Here is a 25199-nt window from a genome sequence, read left to right as displayed (position 1 = left end):
TCCCTTTCTTCCCCGACCTGAAACCTTGTCGAAAAAGCCTTTGGATTGAAAGGGGGCAGGGGGCGAAATCGACGCTTTCCCCGGTGATTTGTGCACCGCGAAAACCCATCCCTCAATTTATGTTCTTATTCTAATATTCGTTAGCTGTTACATTGGTGATGCAAACCCGCCGGGAGGTGGTCGTGCGTACCGGCGGAGGCCTTCATTCAATGGAGAAGCCGCCCATGCGCTTGGCATTGATACTCGTCAGCATTACAATCTATGCGTTCACTGTCGAAGCTCACGATGCTCATTCCGGCTGGAGCTACGATCTCTATTGCTGCAACGGGGATGGTCACACCGGCGACTGTCAAGAGATACCGTCGTCGAGCGTCAGGATCGTGCCGGGTGGATATCAGCTGACACTTGCGCCGGGCGATCACCGGCTTATCACCCGCAAACACATCTTCAAGTTCCCACAGAGCACCACCCGCCGATCCCAGGACAGCGAATATCACCTGTGTCTCTTTCCGGACGAAAACACGCCCCGATGTTTCTATGCACCGGACATGTCCTTCTAAGCCAAGACTGATCGGCGAAGCTCAGGTGAGGCCGTCCGTTTCCAGCGTTTCCACGATCCAGGCATGGAATGCCCTTATCTTCGGCAGCTTGCGCTTGGCTTCCGGGTAGGCGAGCCAGTAGTCGTGGCCGTCGCGACCCATGATATCGAAAGGCTGGAAAAGGCGGCCCATGGCGATCTCGTCACGATAGAATTTCGGGGTCAGGATGCCGACGCCCTGACCGGCCATGGCGGCATTCGCCTCGAATGTCTGGGCCCCGAGCCGGCTGCGTGGGCGGCTGTCCAGATCAGGATCGGCGACGCCGGCGGCACTGAACCAGATGCGCCACCAGGGATCACTCGGATCGATGATGCGCAGCTTCAGGAGGTCTTCCGGCCGGTGCAGACCTCCGACGCTTTGTGCAAGTGCCGGACTGAGCATAGGCGTGAAACCGCTGTACATCAGGAACTGGCTGTAGAGGCCGGGCCATGTTCCGTCGCCGGTGCGGATGGCGATGTCGGCTTCCGTGCTGTTGAAGTCGATCAGTGCGGATGATGCCTCGAGGCGCACCGCGATGTTCGGATGCCTGATCTGGAAATCACCGATCCGCCGTGCCAGCCATTGCTGGGCGAATGTCGCTGTGCAGTGGATGGTGAGCGTGACCTGCGCCGTCTCGCGCATATTGGCGACGGCTTCCTGCAAAAGGCCGAAGGCTTCCGCCACCTTTGGCGCGAGGCTCGCCCCTGCTTCCGTCAGGGTGACCTGCCTTGGCCGGCGCAGGAAAAGCGGCTCGCCGAGCATCTCCTCCAGCAGCTTGATCTGGTAGCTGACGGCAGTCTGCGTCATTCCCAGTTCCTCGCCCGCCCTGGTGAAGCTCAGGTGCCGGGCCGCGGCCTCGAAGACCCGCATACCGTTCAGCGGGAAATTGCGGGACAGTTTCATGGATAAGTCCTCTTGATCCATGCAGACGGATCTTTCGTTGGAATACCGCGATAAACGCGCGCATTCTATCCCCATAGATCAATTCTAATTCTTCATGATCAACGAGAGGTCTGCCATGACATATGTTATGCCGGATGGCTTCCTGCGCCTTTATCGCTGGAAAAGCGGGACCGTTGCCCTGAGCATGCGCTTTCTGACGGCGCTGGTTCGCAGGCGGGAGCTGATGCCTGAACATTTGATGCGCGACATCGGACTTATGGACGGTCACCTGACACCCGGTGGCGGCAAAGAGCGGTACGACCACGACACCTGGTCCGTCGTCCGCGACCCGCCGCGTTATCTCTGAAGTGCGGGTAGTGCTCTCGTGAGCCACTCCTGAAAGGCCTTGATCTTGGGCAGGTTGCGGCGTCCATGGGGATAGACGAGCCAATAGGTGTTATCGTCGGTCCAACTGAGGTCGAAGGGTTGTATCAACCGGCCGGAAGCCAGCTCTTCCTGCACGTAGAAGGGACTCAGCATCGCCACGCCGTGGCCGGCAAGCGCTGCTCCGGTCTCGAGGTCGAGCGCGCCGAAGGCGTTGAGGCGGCGGGTATTGCCCTGCAGGGTATCGACGCCGGCCTCCGCGAACCATACCTTCCACCTGCCGTCGTCGTCGTCGGAGATCAGCGGCAGTTTCAGGAGGTCGCCCGGTTCGCTTACGCCGCCGATGCTTTTGGCGAGGCGCGGGCTGAGCATGGGGGTGTAGGACAGCCGGATGAGCGGATGGCACACCAGACCTTGCCAGGGACCGATGCCGATTCGGATCGCGACATCGGCCGGCTCCCGGTTGAAGTTGGTCAGTTGCGTACCGCGTTGTAGACGGACCGCGATATGCGGATATTCGAGCTGGAATGCACCGAGATTTCGCGCCAGCCAATGGGAGGCAAAAGTTGGGGTCGAGTGTATCTCGAGGATTTCATCTGCGCCGTGACGAGCCTGATTGACCGCATCATTGAGCAGGCCGAAGGCCTCCGTCACCCTCGGCAACAGGCGTTCGCCGGCAAGCGTCAGCTGCAGCGCTCTCGGCTTGCGAATGAACACCGCTTCTCCGAGGTGTTCCTCCAAAAGCTTGATCTGATAGCTCACGGCTGTCTGGGTCATGCCGAGTTCATCGCCGGCACGGGTGAAGTTCTGCAGCCGTGCAACGGTTTCGAAGACACGCAGGGCATTCAGGGGGAACTGGCGAGACAATTTCATGGATAAAGCCTCTTCATACCCCCTATCCGATTTCGAATTGGATTGAATCTGCCCGACGAGGCAATTTTTCCGCGAACGCAACAGATCAACAGATGCAACGCGGAGGTTTTCGCCTTGTCCGCATTCGGGCCTTTTCTGCTTTTTTCGGGCAATCCATACGAAACGCTTCGCGGTCTTTTCGGCCGGCGGATTAACCTTTTCGACAATCCGCCTGTCGATGGGCCGGTCGCCGAAGTCTCCCCGACCGTCGAGCGACCGGCCGACACACCTGTCGCCGATATGTGTCGCGAACCAACTCCTGCGGGGCGGCTACTTTTATTCGTCTTGCCTCGCAGATCTATAGCTAAGCCCTCTGCCACCGTCCCGTCGGAGAACTCTGTCTGAAGCATTTCCTCAGTCTTCTTCACCGCCGCGATGCCTCTTCGAAGGCCTTCATGTCGGCATTGAGCGTGGTCGTCAGCCAGTTGCGGAAGGTCTTGATCTTCCCAGCATTGCGCCGGGCATGGGGGCAGACCAGCGCAAAAGTATAGGGCGCTCTTATCGCGATCCGAAATGGCTGGATCAATCGGCCCGAGGCCAGTTCGTCGCGGAAGAAGAACGGCGAGACGAGTGCCACACCCTGATGGGCAAGCGCCGCATTCACTTCGAGGTCCTGGGATTCGTAATCGTTGTCGCTACCGCTCCCGCCGCCACGAATATCCGGCGCTGTGACACCGGCTGCGGCGAACCAGTTCGGCCATAACGGATCCCGGGGGCTGACGAGCGGCAGTTTCACGAGATCCGAGGGTTCCTTCAAGCCGCCGAACCTAGCGGCGAGTTCCGGCGACAGCAGGGGAGAAAAGACCGGCTCCCTCAGTTCGACGATGGAAAGATCGGGACGCTCTCCCAGTATCCATTCGATCGAGAGGTCCGCGCTGCTGGTCCTGAAATCCGTCATGAGCGCCACGCGCTGCAGGCGGACTGAGAATTCCGGATGGGCAAGCTGGAAGCTGCCGAGATGCCGCGCGAGCCAGTGTGACGCCACCGTCGGAATGGCATTCACCTCAAGGGATTCGCTGTTGGAACGCCGGGCGATCTGTACGGCTTCAGCCAGACATCCGAACCCCTCGATGACCTTCGGCAGCATGCGTGCGCCGGTTTCCGTCAGGATCGTCTGTCGTGGCTGGCGGATGAACAGTGCTTCCCCGACATAGCCCTCCAGCAGCTTGATCTGATAGCTCACCGCCGTCTGGGTCATGCCCAGTTCTTCCGCCGCCTTGCTGAAACTGCCGAGTTTCGCCGCCGCCTCGAACACGCGAAGAGAATTGACCGGGAACTGACGCGACAGCTTCATGATAAGTTCTCTTTATGGTGCTGCGCTCAGTTTGAATTGGAAACTCCCGCAATTCAAGTGCACTTGTCCTGTCATGCATCAACAGAATATTTCGCAAGTGGAGGCGACCATGCTGTCCGCGATCCGTACCGTATTGCTTCCGGGGAACCAGATTTTCGCTGCGATCTTCCGGTCTTTTCGGCATCTCGTCGATGGCGGGCGGATGTCCATCGACGACCTGCCGGAATCGCTGCTGCGCGATACGGGGCTGAATCAGGATCGGACGATCACGGATCGCCGGGAGGCAGATTGGCTGCTTTCGAACCGGCATTCCTACCGGCCGAGGACGCGCTCGTCCTGACGGGCGGAAGATTTTGCCTGCTTGGTCCCGAGCAATCGGGTGGTGAGTTCCGCCGTAACCAGCGCTGCGATGACTGCCGGCCGCTTGTCCTTCACCATGTTGCCGCCGACCGGCAACGTCAGTCGCTCGAGCCATGCGGCTTCGCCGCCCTCGCGCATCAGCCAGCGGGAGAAGGTGGCCCGCTTGGTCGCGGAGCCGATCATGCCGGTATAGGTGAGATCGTCACGTGCAAGCGCTTCCCGGGCGATCAGGAAATCGAGCGCGTGGTCATGAGTGAGGATGACGGCTGCGCCCCCCGGCCGGATCGCCGCGACCTCGGCCTCCGGCATTGGGACATGGCGAAAGGCGATCGGCTCGGGCAAGGCCCCGGCCTCGATCTGGCGGGTCTCCACCACCGTCACATTGAAGGGCAGGGGCGCAAGTGCGGTCGCTAGGGCAAGTCCGACATGGCCGGCGCCGAAGAGGAAGACATCGGGAAAGGCCTGCTGCTCGCTCGATGATTGCTGCAGGAGCCTTTCGCTAACCGTCTCATCGATCCGGGTGAAACGCAGCAGCGTGCGGCCGCCGCAGCATTGACCGATTTCCGGTCCAAGCGGGATATCCAGCGTCTCGTCGGCTGCCTTGCCTGCGAGCAACGCACGGGCGTGGTCGATGGCGATGAATTCCAGATGACCACCGCCGATGGTGCCGAACAACCTGTTAGCGGCCACGAGCATGAAGGCGCCGGCTTCCCGCGGCGTCGATCCCTTTGCTTCGGCGACTTCGACGAGGACGGCGTTCGGGTGGGCGGTGAGGAAGGCGGGAAGGGATGGTTTGCCGGGCACGGGCCTCATGTGTGGCCACCCCCCTCTGGCCTGCCGGTGTTCGTCGCTGCAATCGATTCACTGGATCGATTGCTCCGCTGCGCGGACCGCTCCTCACCCCCCTCAAGGCGGGAGGTCGCCCCCGTCCACGGTTGGCTTCGCGAGGGTTGTCTGCTTGCATCCTTCTGGATGCAAGCGAGAGATTTCCTCCTGGTCTCTCTCCCCTTGTGGGGGAGATGGCCGGCAGGCCAGAGGGGAATTCTTCTCGAAGACAACATTTCCTAGATCGCCTTCAACCTCTCCACCGCCATCAACACCCGTTCCGGCGTCGCCGGTGCGTCGAGGCGGGGGCAGACCTTGTAGTTGGCGACGCTTGCGACGGCCATGGAGAGCGCTTCCAGGACGGAGATCGCCAGCATGAAGGGCGGTTCGCCGACGGCCTTGGAGCGGCCGATGGTGGGTTCGACATTCTCCGACCACTCGGCAAGCCGCGTGTTGAAGATTTTCGGGCGGTCGGAGGCGAGCGGGATCTTGTAGGTGGAGGGCGCGTGCGTCCTCAGCCGTCCCTTGCCGTCCCACCACAGCTCCTCCGTCGTCAGCCAGCCCATGCCCTGCACGAAGCCGCCCTCGATCTGGCCGATGTCGATCGCCGGATTCAGCGACTTGCCGACGTCGTGCAGGATGTCGGTGCGGTCCATCAGGTATTCGCCGGTCAGCGTGTCGATGGAGACTTCCGAGCAGGAGGCGCCATAGGCGAAATAGTAGAAGGGCGTACCGCGGCCGGCGGCGCGATCCCAGTGGATCTTCGGCGTCTTGTAGAAGCCCGCCGCCGAAAGCTGGACGCGGGCGAAATAGGCCTGACGGACGAAATCCGGGAAGGGGATTTCCTTCGATCCGACGCGCACGCGGTTCGGCAGGAATTCCACCTCGTCCGGCGGCACCTCGAATTTCTCGACGGCAAAGGCGACGAGGCGTTCCTTGATCTGCCGGGCGGCATCATAGGCGGCCATGCCATTGAGGTCGGTCCCGGAGGAGGCGGCGGTGGCTGAGGTATTCGGCACCTTGCCGGTGGTGGTGGCGGTGATCTTCACCCGCTCGACATCCACTTGGAAGCTGTCGGCGATGACCTGCGCGACCTTGGTGTAGAGCCCCTGACCCATTTCGGTGCCGCCATGGTTCAGGTGGATCGAGCCATCCTGATAGACATGCACCAGCGCTCCGGCCTGGTTGAAGGCGGTCAGCGTGAAGGAAATGCCGAACTTCACCGGGGTCAGCGCGATGCCCTTCTTGATGATCGGGCTTGTCCTGTTGAACTCGATGATCGCCTTGCGCCGTGCCTGATAGTCGCAGGAAGTCTCAAGCTCTTCCACCACGCGCGCAATGATGTTGTCTTCGACCGTCTGGTGATAGGGGGTCAGAACCCGGTCGGAGCCGAGGTCGCCGTAGAAGTTTGCCTTGCGGATTTCGAGCGGGTCCTTGCCCAGCGCATAAGCGATCTCCTCGATGATGCGCTCGCCGCCCAGCATGCCCTGCGGGCCGCCGAAACCGCGATAGGCGGTGTTGGAAACCGTATGAGTTTTAAGCGGTTGGGAGGTGAGTTTCACATGCGGATAGAAATAGCTCGAATCCGCGTGAAAGAGCGCGCGGTCGGTGACGGGACCCGAGAGGTCGGCCGAATAACCGCCGCGGGCGGCGAAGTTGGCGACCATCGCATGCAGGCGGCCCTCGTTGTCGAAGGCGACATCATAGTCCATGCGGAAGTCATGGCGCTTGCCGGTCATGGTCATGTCCTCGTCCCGGTCGGGACGGAACTTGACGGCGCGGTTGAGCTTCTTGGCGGCAAGCGCCGCAAGGGCCGCGAACTGGTTTCCCTGAGTCTCTTTGCCGCCGAAGCCGCCGCCCATGCGGCGCACATTGACCGTGATCGCGTGGGACGGGATGTCGAGCACGTGGCCGACGACGTGTTGCACTTCGGAGGGGTGCTGGGTGGAGGACCAGACGGTCACATCCTCGTCCTCGCCCGGAACGGCGAGAGCGATGTGGCTTTCGAGATAGAAATGCTCCTGTCCGCCGATCCGCATCGTGCCCTGAATGCGATGCTCGGCCTTGCCAAGTTCCTCTTCCGGCTCGCCGCGTTTCAGCGTCATGCCGGAGGTGACAAGCGGAGCGCCGTTTTCAAGAGCGCCATCGACATCGGTCCAGAAGGGCAGATCGTTGTATTCGACCTTGGCGAGGCGCGCGGCACGGCGGGCGGCATCGCGCGTTTCGGCGATGACGGCGAAGATCGGCTGGCCGTGGAATTCCACCTTTGTTTCAGCCAGCAGCGGCTCGTCGTGATGTCCGCCGGACGAGACGTCGTTGACGCCGGGCACATCCTTGCCGGTCAGCACACAGACGACGCCCGGATAGGCCTTCACCGCGGAAAGATCCATCGAGACGATTTCCGCGTGCGCGCGATCGGCCATGCCGAGCGCGCCATGCAGAAGGCCGGCGGGTTCGGGAATATCGTCGATATATTCGGCACTTCCGCTGACATGCTTATGAGCTGAATCATGGCGCAGCGGCTGGTGCATCGGGCCGTTGATATATTTGTAGAGTTCGTAGCTCGCCTTATCCATGGGTCAAATTCCTGCGTCTGCGTTCCTGCCCCTCATCCGCCTGCCGGCACCTTCTCCCCGTGGAAACGGGGAGAAGGGAGATGCCGCGACGTTTGCATTCCCTCTCCCTGCTTGCGGGGAGAGGGGCAGGGTGAGGGGCAAATCGACAAGGCGGTTCCTCATCACGCTTCCTCCTGCTCGAAACGCTGCAGTTCCTGCGGCGTTCCCGATGTTTCCAGGAAGAACCGGGTCAGGAGGTTCTTTGCCGTGAGCTGGCGATAGTCCGCCGTGGCGCGCCAGTCGGTAAGCGGCTTGTAGTCCTGATCGAAGGCATCGCGGGCCTGTATGACCGTCGCCTGTGTCCAGGGCTTTCCAAATAGGGCGGCTTCAACCGCACGGGCGCGTTTAGGGGTTGCGGCCATGCCGCCGAAGGCGATGCGAATACCGGACACGCTGCCATCGGCGGCGAGCGAGAGATGGAAAGCGCCGCAGAGGGCGGAGATGTCCTCGTCGCGCCGCTTGGAGATCTTGTAGACCGCATAATGGGCATCGGCCTCCGGCCGGGGCACGAAAATGCTCTCGACGAACTCGCCGGTGCGACGGTCCTGCTTGCCGTAGTCGATGAAAAAATCCTCGAGCAGCAGTTCCCGGCTGCCGGCGGCGGAACGCAGCCTGACTTTTGCGCCAAGCGCGATCAGGGCAGGCGGGGTGTCACCGATCGGCGAGCCGTTGGCGACATTGCCGCCGATGGTGCCCATGTTGCGCACCTGCTGGCCGCCGATGCGTTCGATCAGACGGCCGAAGGCGGGGATTTCCCTGCGAAGCGTTTCGAAGCCCTGCGCATAGCTGACGCCGGCGCCAAGCGCGATGCCCTTGTCGTCGACGGTAACCGTCTGCAGGTCCGCGAGGTGGTTGATGAAGACCACGGGATTGATCGGCCGCATCTGCTTGGTCACCCAGAGGCCGACATCGGTCGCGCCGGCAACCACGGTGGCCTGTGGCTCTTCCGCAAGGATATCGGCAAGCGCTGCGACCGAACCCGGCACGATGAGACGACGGTCGTCCTTGACGACGGTGATCGTCTCGGCCGTCTGCAGGTTCCACAGGCGTGCCATGATGTTGGCGCGGTCGCGCTCCAGCGGGTCGAAGAGCGAGCTTGGCCGTGTGCGCGACACGAGTTCGGCCGCCTTGACGATCGGCTCGTAACCCGTGCAGCGACAGAGGTTGCCTTGCAGCGCGCGTTCGATCTCGGCGCGGGACGGGTTGGAATTGGTCAGCCAGAGACCGTAGAGCGACATGACGAAGCCCGGCGTGCAGAAGCCGCACTGGGAGCCGTGACATTCGACCATGGCCTGCTGGACGGGATGAAGCTGGCCGTCGGCTGCTGCGAGGTGTTCGACGGTCACCACATGGGTGGCATTGAGCGAGCCCATGAACCTGATGCAGGCGTTGACCGTCTCATAGGTCAGCTTGCCGTGGACCAGACGGCCGACCAGCACGGTGCAGGCGCCGCAATCGCCTTCGGCGCAACCTTCCTTCGTACCCGTCATCCGGCGCTTGAGACGCAGGAAATCGAGAAGCGTTTCGGTCGGCTCGAAGCTCGAAAGGGCGATGTCCTCGCCGTTCAGGATGAAGCGGATGCTATCGGTCATTGAATGCCTTTTCTGACGGGGTGCTCGTCGCCTGCATGCCCCGCATTTCCCTCTGATATGGCGTCTTGACGCGCCGTCTCACTGTGCCGTCCAGCCGCCATCGATCGAGATATGGGTGCCGGTGATCTGCCTTGCCGCGTCGCTTGCGAGGAACAGCGCGGTGGCTGCGACCTCCTCGACTGCCACGAATTCCTTGGTCGGCTGGAACTTCAGCATGACCTCGGATTTCACCTGTTCCTCCGTGATGCCACGGGCCCTGGCGGTGTCGGGGATCTGCTTTTCCACCAGCGGCGTCAGAACATAGCCCGGGCAGATCGCGTTCGCGGTCACGCCAAATTCGGCAAGCTCCAGCGCCACGCTCTTCGTGAGGCCCATGATACCATGTTTTGCAGCCACATAGGCCGATTTGAACGGCGAGGCGATCAGTCCATGGGCGGATGCAACGTTGATGATGCGCCCGTGGCGTTTTTCCTTCATCGCCGGAACGGCGGCGCGGATCGTGTGGAAGGAACTGTTGAGGTTGATCGCGATGATCTGGTCCCACTTTTCTTCCGGGAAATCCTCGACCGGGGAGACATGCTGGATGCCGGCATTGTTGACGAGCACGTCGACCATGCCTAACTCGCGGGCGGCGGTCGCCATCAGATCGCGGATCTCGGCGGGCTTCGTCATGTCTGCGCCATGATAGATGGCGCGGCCGCCATGGGCTTCGAGACCCTTGCGGATCGTCTCGATCTCGGCCGCGTCGCCGAAACCGTTGATGACGACGTTATCGCCTTCTGCCGCAAAGGCTTTTGCAATTGCAAGGCCGATACCGCTGGTCGAGCCTGTGACGACGACTGTTCTGCCCATCTTTACCTCTCTCCCACATAAAACCGACGTTCTGCTGCGCCGCGAAAGACAATGAAAAGTTACGCGCAAACCGCGCATGCTGGCAATCGGGTTTTTGGAGGGCACCCTGTTGCCTTTTTTGCAATGGGTCGGGACGTCCACCCGCCTACGAGCGAACACTGTGTTGTCTTTCCGGTGATTTGCCCTTGTCCCTTCCGATCTCTATTTGTGTCGTGACTTCAACGGGAGATCGTCATGGAACTCGGACTTTATACCTTTGCGGACGTTGATCCGAATGCCGCCAACAAGGGCGCGGAAGCCAAGCGCCGCCTCGACGATCTGCTGGAGGAGATCCAGCTGGCCGACGAGGTGGGTCTCGATGTCTTCGGTCTTGGTGAACACCATCGTCCCGATTACATGGCGTCGTCGCCATCCACCATTCTTGCTGCTGCTGCCGTCAAGACGAAGAACATCCGCCTGACGAGCGCCGTTACCGTGCTTTCCTCCGACGATCCGGTGCGTGTGTTCCAGCAGTTCGCCACCGTCGACCTGTTGTCGAACGGCCGCGCCGAGATCATGGCGGGACGTGGGTCCTTCATCGAGAGCTTTCCGCTGTTCGGTTATGACCTCGAGGATTACGACCTGCTGTTTGCCGAAAAGTTGCAGTTGCTCGGCGAGATCCGCGAAAACGAGGTGGTGACCTGGGAAGGCGAGACCCGCAAGCCGATTGCCGGCCGCGGCGTTTATCCCCGACCGCTGCAGGATCCGCTACCGCTGTGGATCGCCATTGGCGGCACGCCGCAATCGGCGGCGCGGGCCGGCTATCTTGGCCTGCCGCTGGCGCTGGCCATCATCGGCGGCGAACCCCGGCGTTTCGCGCCGCTCTTCGATCTGTACCGCCAGAGCGCGGCCAAGGCTGGTCTCGACCCGAAGACGCTGGAAAGTTCGATCAATGTGCACGGCTTCATCGCCGACACGACGGAGAAGGCGGCTGACGTTTTCTATGAGCCACAGGCAACCGTCATGAACCGAATCGGCCGCGAGCGTGGCTGGGGACCGACAAGCCGGGCCCATTTCGACATGTCGCGCGGGCCGGAAGGCGCGCTGTTCGTCGGCGATCCCGAAACCGTTGCGGAAAAGATCGTCGCCAACCACAAGCTCTTCGGCAATACCCGCTTCATGCTGCAGATGGCGATCGGCCCGATGCCACATAAGGACATCATGCGCGGCATCGAGCTTTACGGCACAAAAGTCGCGCCTCTGGTGCGAAAGGCATTGACCCCGTCGGAAGCTGGGGCGTAAGCACCCCGCATTCCTTCAAAATAAGAAGGCCCTTTCTGACAAGACGGGGCCGGATGGCCCGAAAGACCAACGATGATTGTATCCAGCGACGACGACCTGACCCGCCTCAAGGAGATCGGCCATATCTGTGCCGTGGCCGTGAAGACGATGGCGGCGGCGCTGGAGCCGGGCATCACCACGCGGGAGCTGGACCAGATCGGCCGCAAGGTTCTGGAAGATGCTGGCGCGCAGTCGGCACCGGAACTCTGTTACCAGTTTCCAGGCGCGACCTGCATCAGCGTCAACGAAGAAGTGGCCCACGGCATTCCGGGTGACCGCAAGATCCTCGCCGGCGATCTCGTTAATATCGACGTTTCCGGCGAGAAGGCGGGCTTCTTCGGCGATACCGGATCGTCCTTCATCGTGCCGCCGGTAACACCGAAGCTCGAGCGGCTGGTACGCGACGGCAAGCGGGCGATGTGGGTGGGGATCAATCAGGTTCGCACCGGCCAGCCCATGGCCAATATCGGCAACGCCATCGGCACATTTGCGAGGAAGAACCGCTATACGCTGATCCAGAACCTTGCGAGCCACGGCATCGGCCATTCGCTGCACGAGGAACCGAAGGAGCTGGCGACCTGGCCGGACCCGGACGAGACGCGGATCATGGAAGAGGGACTGGTCTTCACCGTCGAGCCATTCCTTTCAATCGGTGGGCTCTGGGCCGAGGATGGCGACGATCCCTGGACGCTTTTCAGCGAACCGAAGGCGCCGACCGTGCAGTTCGAACACACCCTTGTCGTCACCCGCAACGGCCCGATCATCCTGACGCTGGCGGATTGATCCCCGCTTTCCATCAAGCTGCGTTGAGCCGGCGATCAGTATTTGTGGTTTGTCGTTCAGTTGTTGCGGTGCGATAAACCGCCTATGACGAACGGCAATTCCCAAGGCTTCGATCTGTTTAAGACGGCTCTCGCCGGCGCGCTGGCAATGGCGGCGGCCATGGGTTTCGGGCGTTTCTCTTTCACGCCGATCCTGCCGGGCATGGTGACCGATCTCGGCCTTTCTAGCGGCGATGCGGGGTTGATCGCGGCGGCGAACTTTACCGGCTATCTGGTGGGGGCGATCCTTGCAGCCTATGGCTGGGTTTCCGGCCGGGAGCGTAGCGCGGGGCTTGCCGCGCTGGCCGTCAGCACGCTTCTGCTGGCGGCCATGGCCGGCGTCGAAACCGTCTGGGCCTTTTGTGTGCTGCGCTTCCTTGCCGGCCTCGCCAGCGCCTTTGCCTTGATCTTTATCACGACCGTCGTTCTCGGCCATGCCGCGCTGGCCGGAAGCGAGGCGGTCCAGTCGGCCCACTTCGGTGGTGTGGGCTTCGGGATTGCCATTTCCTCGCTGATGGTGGCTATCGTGGCTTACTCCGGTCCCTTCGGGATTGCCTCGTGGCAGGTGGACTGGCTGGCGGGTGCCGCCATCAGCCTGATTGCCCTGTTGGTCGTCATCGCGCTTCTGCCATCGGCTCCGAGATTCGAGGCGAAACCCAGTCCCGAGCCGCCGCTCGTCTGGAAGCTTCCACTGGTGCTGCTGACGATTTCATACGCGCTGTTCGGCTTCGGCTACGTGGTCACCGCCACGTTCGTCGTTGCCATGGCGCGCATGAGCGACGCCGGGCCGATGGTGGAATTCCTGACATGGTTCCTGGCGGGCTGCACAGCGGCAGTCTCCTTGTTCGTCTGGCGGCCGATTATGATTCGAATCGGGTTGCGTGGAGCCTATGTGGCGAGCCTGCTGATCGAGGCGGCAGGTGTTCTAGGGTCGGTGCTGCTGCCTTCGCCCTATGCGCCGATCGTCGGCGGTTTGATGCTCGGCGCGACATTCATGATCATAACCGCCTATGCCCTGAGAATCGGGCGCCAGCTTGCGCCGGAAAGCCAGCGCCGTGCGCTTGCTTTCCTGACCGCCGCTTTCGGTGTCGGTCAGATCATCGGTCCGCTGGTCGCAGGTTCGCTTGCCGAATGGACGGGCAGTTACGATGCCGGAACCATTGCTGCGGCCTTCGCGCTTGTCGTCGCGGCGCTGTTGGTTATGCCGGTTTACCGGCGGCTCGCCTGAGCCGTCGCGGCTAAGCTGTGAATTGGCTTTGGCCGGTCCGGTTACATTTTGGTAATGGCGTTGCCGGGTTCTTTGTTCTGCCCTAATTTCGCGCGACAGACCGGGTTTCAAACGCCCTCCCGTTTCACGCCGAGAAAGCAGCCTGCCCCGTGTTTCAATCCTTCTTTCCCAAACCGAAACTGTTCTTCTCATCCTTTGCCATCTGGACCCTGCTTGCCATCCTCATCTGGTATCTGGCGGGCGCGCAGATGGGTGCGGCACTCGGCTTCCAGCCGATGCCGGAAGATGCAGAACCGATCATCAACCTGAGCTTCTTCATCACCACCGACTACCTGTGGTTCTACCTCTATGCGGCAGCGTGGGCGGCGGTCTTCGGCCTGTTCTGGGAATATTACGCCAAGGATCATCCCTGGCGGCACTGGGCGATCTGGGGATCCTACTTCATCATCTTCACCACCTATTTCGACGTTCAGGTGTCGGTGCTGCTCAACAACTGGCGCCGTCCCTTCGGCGACCTCTTGCAGAACGCACTGACCGGCAAGCCCGGCATCACGGAATGGGACTTCTACAGCCTGATGATCACGTTCTGGAGCATTGCCTTCTTGAACGTGGCGGTCTTCGTCGTGGTGCGTTTCTTCGTCAGCCACTATGTGTTCCGTTGGCGCTCCGCGATGAACAACTACTACATGTCGAAGTGGCAGAAGGTCCGTCATATCGAAGGCGCGTCCCAGCGTGTGCAGGAAGACACCATGCGCTTCGCCACCACCTTCGAAGGACTGGGCGTCAGCCTGATCGATGCGGTGATGAACCTCGTCGCCTTCCTGCCGATCCTGTTCGTGCTGTCGAAATATGTGACCGATCTGCCGATCATCGGCCAGATTCCTCACAGCCTGTTCTGGCTGGCGCTGGTCTGGTCCGTCTTCGGTACCGGCCTGCTGGCGCTTGTCGGCATCAAGCTGCCGGGTCTCGAATTCCGCAACCAGCGTGTCGAGGCGGCCTACCGCAAGGAACTCGTCTATGGCGAGGATCATGCGGACAGGGCCCAGCCGCTGACCGTTGCCGAGCTCTTCTCCAATGTGCGGAAAAACTATTTCCGCCTCTATTTCCACTACACCTACTTCAACCTGGCGCGGTCGTTCTACAATCAGGCCGACGCGCTGTTCCTGATCTTCATGCTGGTGCCGACCATCGTCGCGGTGAAGATCACCTATGGTATCTACCAGCAGATCGCGACCGCCTTTGGTCAGGTGTCGAACTCGTTCCAGTATCTCGTCAACGTGTGGCCGACGATCGTCGAGCTGCTTTCGATCTACAAACGTCTGCGCACATTCGAAGCCGCGATCGACAATGAGGCGCTACCGGAAATCGACCAGAAATATCTCGAGCGCGAACAGCAGTTCGGCGAGATCGAGGCGAACAAGCACTGATCGGTACTTGCTTCGTCAGCACCTTCAGCCGCGTCGGATCACTCCGGCGCGGTTTTGTTTTGGGAGAAGGGCAGGCGGGGTTGAACTTGGGTATTGGTATCAGGCGTTCCGCCTGCCCCGGCTACAATCTTCGCCTCGGTCCTCGGTTATCGTCGCAGGGTTCCGAAAGACCTTGATTGCAGCCGCCATCGGCAACCGGTTCATGATCCTTGGTGCGCCGGTTCGCGAAGCCGGTTTCCCATCCGATGGCTTCATCAGGTTAGGCGATTGCGGTCGCACGGGGACGCCATAGAGGGGGCGCTCTCGTCAAGCGCTTGATGATGCTGGAGTATTTTTCGGGAAGGGGCGGGAGTTATCCTCGCCCGGCGTCAGGAACGGTCAGGAACGGGGAGGCGCCTGCCGCTTCGCCAGGATATCCATCGCCTCAGAATAGCTGACACAGGCGACATCCGTCCGCTGACAGACGTCGGTGACCAGCCGTTCCATGGCGCGCCAGTAGGCGCCGGCGTTCATCTCCACGAAATGGAAGCCGAACTGAACCGGGATGCGTTCGCCATTGTACTGGTCTTCGAAGGCCGACTTGAAGGCCGCATAGGTGCGTTCCTCGAATTCCTGCGAACGGGATGGGTTGTCGATGCCGGCGGAGTGGCGAACGAAGAGATTGTAGTCCATGCCGATGATGCGGCGGTTCTGTGGTCCTTCGGGAATAAGTGGCAGGCCGAAGCGGGTGACCGAACCATCCTGCTGCGGCAGGGCCGGTCCCTTGGTCACGAGGCTTGCGTCGAAAGCGAAGCCGAAGGCCTTCTCGGCTTCGACGAGGCTGTCCGGGGCGGAAAGATAGGGCGCGCGGACGCCCTTGACGCCGTGGGCGGCGAAATCCTGCCAGCCCTGGGGCTCCTTGTCCCCCACGCCGTTCGCCTTCCATGCATTGGCGAGTGTCGTGCGGAAGGTGGAAAATTCCGAAAGCCAGTCGGCCTTCGACCAATCCTTGCCATCGAAGTGGCCGCAGACATGGCTGCCGATCTCGTGGCCTTCAAGGTGGGCATTCCACAGATTGTCGAGCCGGGTCGTCACGTCTTCCACAGTCGGCGCGAAGCCGACATTGGAACGGCCGGCCTTCTTGCCCGGCGCTTGATAACCCTTGGAGGCAGAGCGCGGAATGAGCGTGGTGCAGGAGAGGAAATAGGTGAAGTGGGCGTTGTTGGCGCGCCGCGCGATATCGCGGCTCTTCGTCCACAGCGCGTTGTCATGAGCGCCGTCGAAGGAGATCAGCAGCAGTTGCTTCGGCTTTTCCTGGGCGGGCGTCGCCTGTTCCTGCGGGACTGATGCTGTCTGGTCTGCCTTCTGCCCGGCCTCCTGAAGCGGCTCGGCCATCAGCGGCAGAGGCAGGAAAAAGGCGAGCGAAAGGATGGCGGACGAACGAAGCATGCTGGAACCCGTAATCAAATCAAGCGGGCGTCCTGTCATCCAAATGCGGCGAAGCTTTGAACACACTGGAAATTGACGACGGAGATCACTATTCCATGATGAACATTATCAAGACGAGGTCTTATCGATGGCAATCCTGATTCTCGGGATCATCCTGTTTCTTGGCCTGCATCTGGTTCGGGTCGTTGCCCCGGCTTTCAGATCGGGAATGGTCGACAAGTTCGGCGAAAATGGCTGGAAGGGCATCTATTCCCTCGTCAGCATCGTCTCGATTGTCGTTCTGATCTATGGATGGTCGATTTCGCCGACCATCAATCTCTGGTTCCCGCCGGCCGGCATGTCGCATCTCACCGTGACTTTGATGCTGTTGTCGATGATCTGTCTTGCCGCCGCCGAACTTCCCGCAGGCTATATCGCGACGAAGACCAAGCATCCGATGATCCTCGGCGTAAAGATCTGGGCCTTCGCCCATCTGCTCGCCAATGGCGATCTTGCTTCCGTGCTGCTATTCGGCTCGTTCCTCGCCTGGGGCGTCATCCTGCGCATTGCGCTGAAGCGCCGGGAGCGAGCAGGCCTCGTCACGCCGCGTGCTTTCGTTTCGGCAAAGTACGACGTGATCGCCATCGGCGTGGGTGCGGTGATCTGGGCGCTGTTCGTCTGGAAGCTCCACCTGTGGCTGATCGGCGTGGCTCCCATCCCGATGTAATGCCCGGTTTGGGGCATTTTCCCCGCCGGTGCCGCCCTTGTGACCGCAAAGGATGCTTCCATTTGAGCATCCTTTGCTCTAGGAAGGCCGCTTACGCAGCAGAATGCAGTTGAAAGGCCGGCCTTCCGGAACGAGACATGGTGGATAACAACGACAGCTTTATTCGCGAAGTCAATGACGAGCTCCGTTCGGAGCAGGTCAAGATGGCCTGGCGGAAATTCGCACCGGTCATCATTGGTGCTGCTCTCCTGATCGTTCTCGGCACCGCGGGTTATCGCGGCTATGAATACTGGCATTCCCACCGCTCGTCGGGCGCTGGCGACCAGTTCCTTGCCGCACTGACCCTTGCCAACGAAGGCAAGAACGACGAGGCCACCGCGGCGCTTGCCGCCCTGGAGAAGGACGGCTACGGCGCCTATGCTGTTCTGGCGCGCATGCGTTCGGCCACCGTTCAGGCACAGAAGGGCGATGCCGCCGCGGCAATTGCCGCCTTTACCGAAATCGGCAAGGATAATTCCGTTCCGCAGGTGATCCGCGATGTGGCGCATATGCGCGCTGCATGGCTGCTGATCGACGCGGGCACCTATGAGCAGGTTTCCGCCGAGGTGGAAGCCATGGCAACCCCGACCGACGCGATGCGCCATTCGGCTCGCGAAGCGCTTGGGCTTGCCGCCTACAAGGCCGGCGACATGGCGCGCGCGCGCGAATGGTTCGAACAGATCACCGAAGACGCGGAAGCTCCGCGCAACGTGGCGAACCGGGCCCGCATGCTGCTCGACAACATCATCGCCTCCGGCAAGGCGCCCTGAGCCGTTTTGGGCGCTTTCGCCCGGAAGGATAAAACCGCATGAGCTTCACCGTCGCCATCGTCGGCCGTCCGAATGTCGGCAAGTCCACGCTTTTCAACCGTCTGGTTGGAAAGAAGCTGGCGCTTGTCGACGACACGCCCGGCGTGACGCGTGATCGCCGGCCGGGCGACGCCAAGCTCATCGATCTGCGTTTCACGATCATCGATACCGCCGGTCTTGAAGAGACCGGTCCCGACACGCTTGAAGGCCGCATGCGCGCGCAGACCGAGGCGGCCATCGACGAAGCGGACCTGACGCTGTTCGTGGTCGATGCCAAGTCCGGCCTGACGCCGCTCGACAAGACGTTCGGTGAACTCCTGCGCCGCAGCGGCAAGCCTGTTGTTCTCGTTGCCAACAAGTCCGAAGCCCGCGGCTCTGACGGCGGTTTCTATGACGCCTTCACGCTCGGCCTTGGCGAGCCTTGCCCGATTTCGGCGGAGCATGGGCAGGGCATGATCGACTTGCGCGACGCCATCGTTGCGGCGATCGGCGAAGAGCGCGCTTTCCCGGAAGAGATTGACGAGGCGGAAACCAATGTCTCGCTTGCACCGGGCGGCCTCGAAGAGGGCGACGAAGAGGAAGAGCCCGAATACGACGAGACCAAGCCGCTGCGCGTGGCGATCGTCGGTCGTCCGAATGCTGGCAAGTCGACGCTCATCAACCGGTTCCTCGGCGAAGACCGCCTGCTGACGGGACCTGAGGCCGGCATCACCCGCGACAGCATTTCCGTCGAATGGGACTGGCGCGGTCGTACCATCAAGATGTTCGACACCGCCGGTATGCGACGCAAGGCGAAGGTGCAGGAAAAGCTGGAAAAGCTCTCCGTTGCCGATGCGCTGCGCGCCATCCGCTTTGCCGAAACGGTGGTGATTGTGTTCGACGCCACCATCCCGTTCGAAAAACAGGACCTGCAGATCGCCGATCTGGTGCTGCGCGAAGGCCGCGCCGCCGTGCTCGCCTTCAACAAGTGGGACCTTGTGGAAGATCCGCAGGCCGTGCTTGCCGACCTGCGCGAGAAGACCGAGCGCCTGCTGCCGCAGGCCCGTGGTATCCGCGCCGTGCCGATTTCCGGCCAGACCGGCTACGGTCTCGACAAGCTGATGCAGAACATCATCGACACCGACCGCGTGTGGAACCGTCGCATCTCGACCGCCAAGCTCAACCGCTGGCTGGAGCATCAGCAGATCCAGCATCCGCCACCGGCAGTTTCCGGCCGGCGCATCAAGCTCAAGTACATGACGCAGGTGAAGGCGCGTCCGCCGGCCTTCATGGTTTCCTGCACGCGCGCCGATGCGCTGCCGGAATCCTATGTGCGTTACCTGACGAACGGCCTGCGCAACGATTTCCAGTTGCCCGGCGTGCCGATCCGCATTCACTTCAAGGCATCGGACAACCCGTTCGAAAACCGCAAGAAGAAGCGCTGATCTTTCTGATCAGGCGCCGAGTTGGCGGCCGGACTGGCGCAGTGGCAGACGCTTGCGTCGGGCCTGCGTCTTCGCCTCGATGACGTTGTCGAGAAACTGGGTCGTAGCGGATTGCCACGAGAAGGTTTCGGCAAGCGCACGCGCCTTCTCCCGCGAACAGTCGAGCGCCTTCAGGCAGGCGTTTTTCAGGTTGTCGTCCAGCGCGCCCGCTTCGCTCTCCGCCGGAATGATATCGACCGGACCGGTGACGGGGAAGGCTGCGACCGGAACACCGGAGGCCATGGCCTCGAGGATGGTGTTGCCGAAGGTGTCGGTCTTCGAGGGGAACACAAAGACGTCGGCCTGGGCATAGGTTTCGGCGAGATCCTCGCCGGTCTTCACGCCGGTGAAATGGACGTGCGGATAGTGGGCTTCAAGCTCGGCGCGGGCGGGGCCGTCGCCGACCACCACCTTTGAACCCGGCAGGTCGAGATCGAGGAAGGCCGGCAGGTTCTTTTCCACCGCCACGCGACCGACCGTCATGAAGATCGGGCGCGGCAGGTTCATCGGGTTCTCCTGCCTTGGGCGCGGGCGGAAAAGTGTGGTGTCGATGCCGCGGCTCCAGAGGCAGAGGTTGTTCAGGCCCTTTTCCGAGAGTTCGCGGCGCAGGCTTTCGGTTGCGACCATGCAGGCTCCACCGCGATTGTGGAACCAGCGGACATAGGCATAGAGCCAGGACACCGGGATCGGCGCGCGTGCCGCGACATATTCTGGAAAGCGAGTGTGATAGCTGGTGGAGAAGGGCATGCCATGCCTGAGACACCAGCGACGGGCCCACAGCCCGAGCGGGCCTTCGGTGGCGATGTGCATGTAGTCCGGTTTGTGGTCCTCGATGAAGCGGGCGACCTGAGTGTAGCGGGCGAGCGAAAGGCGGATTTCCGGATAGGTCGGCATCGGAATGCTGGGGAAGGGTTGGGGCGTCAGCATCGACACCTCGACGCCCATTGCCGCCAGTTCGCGGTTGGTGTTCTCGATGGAACGCACCACCCCATTCACCTGCGGATGCCAGGCATCGGTCACGATGGTCAGTCTGGGCATGTTCTCGCCACCTCCGGGATCGGCCGCGCCCCGTTCTTTCGCCCGGATGATCGCCGCGCGGCAGCCCGCACATCAGGGAGCGCGGTCATGCGACTCCCGCTTTCTTCGTTCCCCGGCTTTATGTGATGGTAGTATTACAGGTTGATGTCAGCCGCGGTGGGGCACGCATCCGTCGATGCGGGCCATGAGGGATTTCCCGACGGTGATGCCTGTGGATGCCGCAGTCTTCATCCGTTTCGCCTTGGTCATACCCGGCACATGCACGCCTTCCTCTGCCAGCCGTTTCAGCTGGGCTTCGAGGCGCGTTTCGAAATCCTCGTCCAGAAGAGCGGGTGCGATGGCGATGATGGTGAGGCCCGCGCCGGGGCTCTGGTCGCCTTCAGTGAAAGACGGCGCGTCCATCGACCAGTTGGCGGCGGAAAGGCCGGAAGCCAGAACTTCGACCATCAGCGCGATGTTGGCGCCGCGCGATCCGCCGAAGGCCAGAAGTGCGCCGCGCATTGCCTCATGCGGATCGGTGGTCAGGTGGCCCTTACTATCGACCGCCCAACCAAGCGGAATGGTTTCGTTGTGCTCGGCGGCGCTACGGATATTGACGTAAGCCGTGCTGCTCGACGCCTGATCGATCAGGAGGGGACCATAAGAGCCCGCGGGCGCGGCAAAGGCCATCGGGTTGGTGCAGTAAAGCGGCCTCGACGCGCCTTCCACCGTGAGCAGCGCGGGACCGGTGGTGAAGGCGAAGGACATGAGGCCTTGCTCCGCCAGCCGGAACGGATAGTAGCCGAGTTCTCCCGAGGTGAAGCTGTTGCGCTGGGTAAATAAGGCAATGCCAAGGCCTTTTGCCTTTTCGACCAGATCGTCGAATGCGAGGTCGAAGCCGAGCTGGGCAATGCCGCCATCGGCATCCGAGCGGATGAGGGCGGGGGCGGGCGATGTGATCATGGGTGCTGCGTTGCCGTTGATCCGGCCTTCGCCCAACGCCGAGAGGTAATCGACGAGGTGAGCGAAGCCGACCGGGGTGTTGCCGGCCGCTTCGGCCGATATCGTCGCCCGAGCGAGCGACGCGGCAGCAGCCGGACTTGCGCCGGCTCCGAGGCAGGCCGCGGCAACGCGGGCTTCCGCTTCCTCAAGCGTTAGTCTTTCGGTTTCGCTCATCCTCTACCCCGATATATTCCCCGGTGGGCGCTCGTCGATGGAATTGGTCCCGGCCGCCGCTTGGCCTTTTGTCGCGAGGCGGTACTATTCAGATCACGATTCCCGCCGATCCGGAAACTCCATTCAGGAACTCTCCATGACCTCAAGTCACAGCAAGGCCCCCAACAAGGCCCCCAGCAAGGCTCATGACAAGACGAAATCTGGCGTTGGCACTGCCGACTGGTGGCGCGGGGCTGTGATCTATCAGGTCTATCCGCGGTCCTTTCAGGACACCAATGGCGATGGCATCGGAGACCTCAAGGGGGTAGCCGAGAAGCTGCCCTACATTGCATCGCTTGGTGTCGATGCGATCTGGCTGTCGCCCTTCTTCACCTCGCCGATGGCGGACATGGGCTATGACGTATCCGATTACTGCGACGTCGATCCGATGTTCGGGACACTCGCCGATTTCGATGCGATGATGGCCGAGGCGCACCGGCTGGGCTTAAAGATCATCATCGATCAGGTGTTGTCGCATACGTCCGACCAGCATCCCTGGTTCAAGGAAAGCCGGTCGAGCCGCGACAATCCAAAGGCGGACTGGTTCGTCTGGGCGGAGGCCAAGCCCGATGGCACGGCGCCGACCAACTGGCTCTCGGTGTTCGGCGGGCCGGCATGGGAATGGGATGGCGTGCGCAAGCAGTATTACATGCACAACTTCCTCGCCTCGCAGCCGGATCTGAACTTCCACAATGCCGAGGTGCGCGACGCTCTCCTGAAGGCGGTGCGCTTCTGGCTGGAACGGGGTGTCGATGGCTTCCGGTTGGATACGGTGAACTACTATTTCCATGACGAGAAACTGAGGGACAACCCGCCTCATGCTCCCGATAGCGACGATGCGGGCCTCGATGCGCCCGACGTCAATCCATACGGGATGCAGAACCACCTCTATGACAAGACGCGGCCGGAAAACGTTGAATTCCTGAAGAGTTTCCGGGCGCTGCTCGATGAATATCCCGACCGCACCAGTGTCGGTGAGGTGGGCGACGGTGCGCGATCGCTCAAGACGGTTGCGGCCTATACAGCCGGCGGCGACAAACTGCACATGTGCTACACGTTCGACCTTCTCGGACCGGATTTCACGCCATCCCACATTCGCCGCTGCGTCGAGGATTTCTTCCGCTCGGTGACGGATGGCTGGGTCTGCTGGGCCTTTTCCAACCACGATGTCACGAGGCATGCGAGCCGGTTTGCGCAAAGTGAGGCGGAGCGCGCCAAGGTGGCGAAGCTGGCTATCAGCGTGCTTGCGACGTTGCGCGGTTCCATTTGCCTTTATCAGGGCGAGGAACTGGGACTGCCGGAGGCCGAACTTGCTTTCGAGGATCTGCGGGACCCCTATGGCATTCGTTTCTGGCCGGCCTTCAAGGGGCGCGACGGATGCCGTACGCCGATGCCCTGGAGGGGAGAGATGGCGAATGCCGGTTTCACCACGGCCTCGAAACCATGGCTCCCGGTGCCGACCGAACATGCGGCGCTTGCGGTCGATGTGCAGGATGGACAGCAGGCATCGGTGCTCGAGCATTATCGCGCTATGCTCGCCTTCCGAAAGACGCATGGGGCGCTGATCGATGGCGACATGCAGTTTCTCGATGCGGGAGATGACGTTCTGGCCTTCATCCGGGCCAACGGCGAAGAGCGGTTGCTCTTCGCCTTCAACATGGGGCGCAAGGCCCACAAGGTGGCGTTGCCGGCCGCCGTCTCCGTGAAGCAGGTGCTGGACCTGCCGGGTCACGGAGGCACCGTGGAGAAGAAGAGCCTTCACCTTGCGCCGCTCGACGGCTTCTGCGCGATCCTGTGAAGGCTCCGGGCGGGCCTGAAGTTCAGGCCTCCGCCAGATCACCGGGGCGGGTTCTGAGACGCGTCACGTCGGAGAGCGGCGGTGCGCCGAACTGCCGGCGATATTCGCGGCTGAACTGGGATGGGCTGTCATAACCCACCTTGCGACCAGCCGTTGCCGCGTCGATCGCTTCGGTCAGGATCAACCGGCGTGCCTCCTGAAGCCTGAGTTGCTTCTGGTATTGCAGCGGGCTCATGCTGGTCATGGCGCGGAAATGTTCGTGCAGGGACGAACTGCTCATGCGGGCTTCCGCCGCAAGGATTTCTATCGAGAAGGGACGATGGAAATTGGTGCGGATCCAGTTGATAGCACGGTTGACGTTCTGCAGGCGGTGGTTCGGTGTTAGCATCTGGTGAAGGAGGCCGGCATGTTCGCCGCGCAGCAGCAGGTACAGCAATTCCCGTTCGATCAGCGGGGCGAGGAAGGGAATGTCCTGCGGCCTGTCCAGCAACCCGACGAGGCGGATAGCGGCCTGCAGGAGCGCGTCGGGCGTTTCCGCAACGCCGAGCGCCTTGCATGATGGCGCCGTCTGCAGGATCGGCGTGTTCATCTCCAGCACCAGCGTGCCGAGAAGAGCCAGGTCCAGATCGAGCCGCAGGCAGAGATAGGGTTCCTCCGGCGTCGCATCGATGACATGGCCGAGCACCGGCAGGTCGAGGGAGACGATCAGGTGGTTTCCCGCACCGTATTCCAACACCCGCTCGCAGGCCTGAACGCGCTTGCGCCCTTGGGCGATGATGCAGATCGATGGCTTGTGCACACCATGCATCGGCTCGGTCGGTTGGCTGGCGCGGATCAGCGTCAGGCGCGGAACGGGCGTCGCCTGCAAGCCTTCCTGCGTGGCGTGTCGTGCAATCAGCTCTTTCAATTCGATATGCGGTTTCATGGCGAGGATGCTCCTGAGCCCTGAGTGTTCTGGCTTTTCGGGTCTTAGCTAGGATGTCTTACCTGAAACCCCAAATGGAGGATCGTGCAATTCGGAGGATTGTGCAATCCTTGCGGCCAAGTGTTCTACCACTTCTCCGATCCTGATCCCCATATCACCGTCAATCGCCGACGGGCGGCGAGATGCAAAATCCAGGAGGATGGGAAGATGTCTGCACTTCAATATGTTCTGGAAAGCCCTCTGCGCTGGGTAGCTGCTGGTGCCCGGCACGTTCTTGCGACGATCGAGCGGATCCATTCCGAACGACAGGATCGTCTGGAACGGAGATATGGGCTGAATGGTTGATTTTTCAAACGATACACCGGCGATGATCGCGCTTGTTGCCGCCATCGCCTACATCACCCTTTTCGTGATGACGCCGCCAAGAGCCGGGAATTTCTCCGGCGAGATTACCGAGATTCAGGAGAGAGACATGAAGAGCCATCCCTATGTAGGATTGTGGGTAACGGGTGACGGCCATGTTCGTCACGAGCTTCTGCCCAACGGGCGCTATGTGGAGGCCCGCGGAAATCGCGAGCATGCCTATGAGGGCCGCTACGAAGTAAGCGGCAGCCACATCGAATATTGGGACGACACCGGCTTTACCGCCGATGGCGATTTCCGCAGCGATATCCTTCATCACGCAGGCATGGTGCTTTACCGGCACTGA

24 protein-coding genes are annotated in these 25199 nt (G+C 61.5%); 13 read left to right on the top strand and 11 right to left on the bottom strand.

Annotation, left to right across the window (positions count from 1 at the left end; all coding sequences use genetic code 11):
* The first annotated feature begins 224 nt into the window (after window positions 1-224).
* Complete coding sequence (locus H4I99_RS06695; RefSeq protein ID WP_163900305.1) at window positions 225-560, top strand: hypothetical protein; 336 nt, start codon at window positions 225-227, stop codon at window positions 558-560.
* A gap of 21 nt (window positions 561-581) precedes the next feature.
* On the opposite strand, the gene H4I99_RS06690 is transcribed toward H4I99_RS06695, so the two are convergent.
* The gene (locus H4I99_RS06690; protein WP_163900303.1) at window positions 582-1502 is read right to left on the bottom strand and encodes a LysR substrate-binding domain-containing protein; all 921 of its coding nucleotides are present in this window, start codon (window positions 1500-1502) and stop codon (window positions 582-584) included.
* A 94-nt stretch (window positions 1503-1596) separates the two neighbouring features.
* On the opposite strand from H4I99_RS06690, the gene H4I99_RS06685 reads away from it, so the two are divergent.
* Window positions 1597-1827: a hypothetical protein gene (locus tag H4I99_RS06685; RefSeq protein ID WP_163900301.1), complete on the top strand. Its 231-nt coding sequence runs from the start codon at window positions 1597-1599 to the stop codon at window positions 1825-1827.
* Here H4I99_RS06685 and H4I99_RS06680 read toward each other — a convergent pair.
* Together H4I99_RS06680 and H4I99_RS06675 are read right to left on the bottom strand one after the other, a co-directional pair.
* Window positions 1818-2717: a LysR substrate-binding domain-containing protein gene (locus H4I99_RS06680; RefSeq protein WP_163900299.1), complete on the bottom strand. Its 900-nt coding sequence runs from the start codon at window positions 2715-2717 to the stop codon at window positions 1818-1820. The genes H4I99_RS06685 and H4I99_RS06680 overlap by 10 nt on opposite strands.
* A gap of 403 nt (window positions 2718-3120) precedes the next feature.
* Complete coding sequence (locus H4I99_RS06675) at window positions 3121-4050, bottom strand: LysR family transcriptional regulator (protein WP_163900297.1); 930 nt, start codon at window positions 4048-4050, stop codon at window positions 3121-3123.
* A gap of 109 nt (window positions 4051-4159) precedes the next feature.
* Here H4I99_RS06675 and H4I99_RS06670 point away from each other — a divergent pair, with 109 nt between their 5' ends.
* Window positions 4160-4390: a hypothetical protein gene (locus H4I99_RS06670; RefSeq protein ID WP_163900295.1), complete on the top strand. Its 231-nt coding sequence runs from the start codon at window positions 4160-4162 to the stop codon at window positions 4388-4390.
* On the opposite strand, the gene xdhC is transcribed toward H4I99_RS06670, so the two are convergent.
* The 4 genes from xdhC to H4I99_RS06650 all read right to left on the bottom strand — a co-directional run bounded on the left by xdhC (window position 4363) and on the right by H4I99_RS06650 (window position 10294).
* Window positions 4363-5223: a xanthine dehydrogenase accessory protein XdhC gene (gene xdhC / locus H4I99_RS06665; RefSeq protein ID WP_163900293.1), complete on the bottom strand. Its 861-nt coding sequence runs from the start codon at window positions 5221-5223 to the stop codon at window positions 4363-4365. The genes H4I99_RS06670 and xdhC overlap by 28 nt on opposite strands.
* A gap of 251 nt (window positions 5224-5474) precedes the next feature.
* Complete coding sequence (xdhB, locus tag H4I99_RS06660) at window positions 5475-7811, bottom strand: xanthine dehydrogenase molybdopterin binding subunit (protein ID WP_163900291.1); 2337 nt, start codon at window positions 7809-7811, stop codon at window positions 5475-5477.
* 161 nt (window positions 7812-7972) lie between these two features.
* Window positions 7973-9442, bottom strand: a complete 1470-nt coding sequence (xdhA, locus tag H4I99_RS06655) for a xanthine dehydrogenase small subunit (protein WP_163900289.1) — start codon at window positions 9440-9442, stop codon at window positions 7973-7975.
* Window positions 9443-9520: 78 nt separating this feature from the next.
* Window positions 9521-10294, bottom strand: coding sequence for a 3-hydroxybutyrate dehydrogenase (locus H4I99_RS06650; RefSeq protein ID WP_163900288.1), 774 nt, complete (start codon window positions 10292-10294; stop codon window positions 9521-9523).
* Between the two features lie 234 nt (window positions 10295-10528).
* On the opposite strand from H4I99_RS06650, the gene H4I99_RS06645 reads away from it, so the two are divergent.
* The 4 genes from H4I99_RS06645 to sbmA all read left to right on the top strand — a co-directional run bounded on the left by H4I99_RS06645 (window position 10529) and on the right by sbmA (window position 15090).
* A complete protein-coding gene (locus H4I99_RS06645; protein WP_163900286.1) occupies window positions 10529-11575 on the top strand; it encodes an LLM class flavin-dependent oxidoreductase in 1047 nt (348 codons plus the stop codon).
* 72 nt (window positions 11576-11647) lie between these two features.
* Entirely contained in the window at window positions 11648-12397 is a 750-nt protein-coding gene (map, locus tag H4I99_RS06640) for a type I methionyl aminopeptidase (protein ID WP_163900284.1), read from the top strand.
* Between the two features lie 84 nt (window positions 12398-12481).
* The gene (locus tag H4I99_RS06635) at window positions 12482-13663 is read left to right on the top strand and encodes a YbfB/YjiJ family MFS transporter (protein ID WP_163900282.1); all 1182 of its coding nucleotides are present in this window, start codon (window positions 12482-12484) and stop codon (window positions 13661-13663) included.
* A gap of 149 nt (window positions 13664-13812) precedes the next feature.
* Window positions 13813-15090, top strand: a complete 1278-nt coding sequence (sbmA, locus tag H4I99_RS06630; RefSeq protein WP_163900281.1) for a peptide antibiotic transporter SbmA — start codon at window positions 13813-13815, stop codon at window positions 15088-15090.
* Window positions 15091-15468: 378 nt separating this feature from the next.
* Here sbmA and H4I99_RS06625 read toward each other — a convergent pair whose 3' ends face one another.
* On the bottom strand, window positions 15469-16518 hold the full coding sequence (locus H4I99_RS06625) for a polysaccharide deacetylase family protein (RefSeq protein ID WP_163900279.1): 1050 nt from the start codon (window positions 16516-16518) through the stop codon (window positions 15469-15471).
* A gap of 127 nt (window positions 16519-16645) precedes the next feature.
* On the opposite strand from H4I99_RS06625, the gene H4I99_RS06620 reads away from it, so the two are divergent.
* From H4I99_RS06620 to der, 3 genes are all read left to right on the top strand, one after another.
* Window positions 16646-17224 (top strand): NnrU family protein, encoded by a 579-nt coding sequence (locus H4I99_RS06620; protein ID WP_163900277.1) that lies wholly within the window; start codon window positions 16646-16648, stop codon window positions 17222-17224.
* Window positions 17225-17361: 137 nt separating this feature from the next.
* Entirely contained in the window at window positions 17362-18033 is a 672-nt protein-coding gene (locus H4I99_RS06615; RefSeq protein ID WP_163900275.1) for a tetratricopeptide repeat protein, read from the top strand.
* A gap of 38 nt (window positions 18034-18071) precedes the next feature.
* Window positions 18072-19496 carry a ribosome biogenesis GTPase Der gene (der, locus tag H4I99_RS06610; protein WP_163900273.1) on the top strand — a complete coding sequence of 475 codons (1425 nt, stop codon included), beginning with the start codon at window positions 18072-18074 and terminating at the stop codon, window positions 19494-19496.
* Window positions 19497-19505: 9 nt separating this feature from the next.
* On the opposite strand, the gene H4I99_RS06605 is transcribed toward der, so the two are convergent.
* Complete coding sequence (locus H4I99_RS06605; protein WP_163900271.1) at window positions 19506-20573, bottom strand: glycosyltransferase family 4 protein; 1068 nt, start codon at window positions 20571-20573, stop codon at window positions 19506-19508.
* A 147-nt stretch (window positions 20574-20720) separates the two neighbouring features.
* Window positions 20721-21728, bottom strand: a complete 1008-nt coding sequence (locus H4I99_RS06600) for an Ldh family oxidoreductase (protein ID WP_163900269.1) — start codon at window positions 21726-21728, stop codon at window positions 20721-20723.
* Between the two features lie 136 nt (window positions 21729-21864).
* On the opposite strand from H4I99_RS06600, the gene bglA reads away from it, so the two are divergent.
* Window positions 21865-23565 carry a beta-galactosidase BglA gene (gene bglA / locus H4I99_RS06595; RefSeq protein WP_163900266.1) on the top strand — a complete coding sequence of 567 codons (1701 nt, stop codon included), beginning with the start codon at window positions 21865-21867 and terminating at the stop codon, window positions 23563-23565.
* 22 nt (window positions 23566-23587) lie between these two features.
* Here bglA and H4I99_RS06590 read toward each other — a convergent pair whose 3' ends face one another.
* The gene (locus tag H4I99_RS06590) at window positions 23588-24490 is read right to left on the bottom strand and encodes an AraC family transcriptional regulator (RefSeq protein WP_163900264.1); all 903 of its coding nucleotides are present in this window, start codon (window positions 24488-24490) and stop codon (window positions 23588-23590) included.
* 207 nt (window positions 24491-24697) lie between these two features.
* Between H4I99_RS06590 and H4I99_RS06585 the strand changes: the two genes are divergently transcribed.
* Window positions 24698-24835, top strand: a complete 138-nt coding sequence (locus H4I99_RS06585) for a hypothetical protein (RefSeq protein ID WP_163900262.1) — start codon at window positions 24698-24700, stop codon at window positions 24833-24835.
* Window positions 24828-25199, top strand: a complete 372-nt coding sequence (locus H4I99_RS06580) for an Atu4866 domain-containing protein (protein ID WP_425314359.1) — start codon at window positions 24828-24830, stop codon at window positions 25197-25199. The genes H4I99_RS06585 and H4I99_RS06580 overlap by 8 nt, the downstream gene beginning before the upstream one ends.

The sequence above is a fragment of the Paenirhizobium daejeonense genome, from assembly GCF_014280875.1.
Taxonomy (GTDB): domain Bacteria; phylum Pseudomonadota; class Alphaproteobacteria; order Rhizobiales; family Rhizobiaceae; genus Allorhizobium; species Allorhizobium daejeonense.
This window is presented reverse-complemented; position numbering and strand designations above follow the sequence as displayed.

Excerpts from the sequence above, each read along its gene's own strand:
- H4I99_RS06695 (WP_163900305.1), top strand. The coding sequence starts at position 225 with ATGCGCTTGGCATTGATACTCGTCAGCATTACAATCTATGCGTTCACT.
- H4I99_RS06690 (WP_163900303.1), bottom strand. The coding sequence starts at position 1,502 with ATGGATCAAGAGGACTTATCCATGAAACTGTCCCGCAATTTCCCGCTG.
- H4I99_RS06685 (WP_163900301.1), top strand. The coding sequence starts at position 1,597 with ATGACATATGTTATGCCGGATGGCTTCCTGCGCCTTTATCGCTGGAAA.
- H4I99_RS06680 (WP_163900299.1), bottom strand. The coding sequence starts at position 2,717 with ATGAAATTGTCTCGCCAGTTCCCCCTGAATGCCCTGCGTGTCTTCGAA.
- H4I99_RS06675 (WP_163900297.1), bottom strand. The coding sequence starts at position 4,050 with ATGAAGCTGTCGCGTCAGTTCCCGGTCAATTCTCTTCGCGTGTTCGAG.
- H4I99_RS06670 (WP_163900295.1), top strand. The coding sequence starts at position 4,160 with ATGCTGTCCGCGATCCGTACCGTATTGCTTCCGGGGAACCAGATTTTC.
- xdhC (WP_163900293.1), bottom strand. The coding sequence starts at position 5,223 with ATGAGGCCCGTGCCCGGCAAACCATCCCTTCCCGCCTTCCTCACCGCC.
- xdhB (WP_163900291.1), bottom strand. The coding sequence starts at position 7,811 with ATGGATAAGGCGAGCTACGAACTCTACAAATATATCAACGGCCCGATG.
- xdhA (WP_163900289.1), bottom strand. The coding sequence starts at position 9,442 with ATGACCGATAGCATCCGCTTCATCCTGAACGGCGAGGACATCGCCCTT.
- H4I99_RS06650 (WP_163900288.1), bottom strand. The coding sequence starts at position 10,294 with ATGGGCAGAACAGTCGTCGTCACAGGCTCGACCAGCGGTATCGGCCTT.
- H4I99_RS06645 (WP_163900286.1), top strand. The coding sequence starts at position 10,529 with ATGGAACTCGGACTTTATACCTTTGCGGACGTTGATCCGAATGCCGCC.
- map (WP_163900284.1), top strand. The coding sequence starts at position 11,648 with ATGATTGTATCCAGCGACGACGACCTGACCCGCCTCAAGGAGATCGGC.
- H4I99_RS06635 (WP_163900282.1), top strand. The coding sequence starts at position 12,482 with ATGACGAACGGCAATTCCCAAGGCTTCGATCTGTTTAAGACGGCTCTC.
- H4I99_RS06625 (WP_163900279.1), bottom strand. The coding sequence starts at position 16,518 with ATGCTTCGTTCGTCCGCCATCCTTTCGCTCGCCTTTTTCCTGCCTCTG.
- H4I99_RS06620 (WP_163900277.1), top strand. The coding sequence starts at position 16,646 with ATGGCAATCCTGATTCTCGGGATCATCCTGTTTCTTGGCCTGCATCTG.
- H4I99_RS06615 (WP_163900275.1), top strand. The coding sequence starts at position 17,362 with ATGGTGGATAACAACGACAGCTTTATTCGCGAAGTCAATGACGAGCTC.
- der (WP_163900273.1), top strand. The coding sequence starts at position 18,072 with ATGAGCTTCACCGTCGCCATCGTCGGCCGTCCGAATGTCGGCAAGTCC.
- H4I99_RS06605 (WP_163900271.1), bottom strand. The coding sequence starts at position 20,573 with ATGCCCAGACTGACCATCGTGACCGATGCCTGGCATCCGCAGGTGAAT.
- H4I99_RS06600 (WP_163900269.1), bottom strand. The coding sequence starts at position 21,728 with ATGAGCGAAACCGAAAGACTAACGCTTGAGGAAGCGGAAGCCCGCGTT.
- bglA (WP_163900266.1), top strand. The coding sequence starts at position 21,865 with ATGACCTCAAGTCACAGCAAGGCCCCCAACAAGGCCCCCAGCAAGGCT.
- H4I99_RS06590 (WP_163900264.1), bottom strand. The coding sequence starts at position 24,490 with ATGAAACCGCATATCGAATTGAAAGAGCTGATTGCACGACACGCCACG.
- H4I99_RS06585 (WP_163900262.1), top strand. The coding sequence starts at position 24,698 with ATGTCTGCACTTCAATATGTTCTGGAAAGCCCTCTGCGCTGGGTAGCT.
- H4I99_RS06580 (WP_425314359.1), top strand. The coding sequence starts at position 24,828 with ATGGTTGATTTTTCAAACGATACACCGGCGATGATCGCGCTTGTTGCC.